We start from the raw sequence: 335 nt of genomic DNA on the forward strand, positions 1-335 counted from the left end.
CCCCCCCCCTGACACGGACGGCGGAGAGACTTCTCCACGTCGGCGGTCTTTTATGGGGAAGATGAAGAGAGCCGAGAGGGCAAACTTAATCGATGCGAATGCGGCGAGGCAAATGCGATGTCTCATCGAAAAATGGACCAAGCTTCCCCTTTTGAGGGATGGCCGAAAATGCCTTATCCATGGCGACGCTACGCAGTCTAACTTTCTATTCAAGAGAACCAGTGTGGCGGTTATAGACCTCGAAAATATCGCTTGGGGCGATCGTTCTTACGACTTGGGTATGGTAGCCGGCGAGCTAAAGCACCAGTGCATGATGCACTCTGGGAACAGGTTTG

General features: G+C 53.1%; 1 protein-coding gene. It reads left to right on the top strand.

Going from position 1 to position 335, the window contains the following annotated elements:
- Positions 1-61: 61 nt before the first annotated feature.
- A partial coding sequence (locus EZM41_RS03885) for a phosphotransferase (RefSeq protein WP_198469719.1) occupies positions 62-335 on the top strand: 274 nt, incomplete at its 3' end.

The sequence above is a fragment of the Acetomicrobium sp. S15 = DSM 107314 genome, assembly GCF_016125955.1.
Classification (GTDB): domain Bacteria; phylum Synergistota; class Synergistia; order Synergistales; family Thermosynergistaceae; genus Thermosynergistes; species Thermosynergistes pyruvativorans.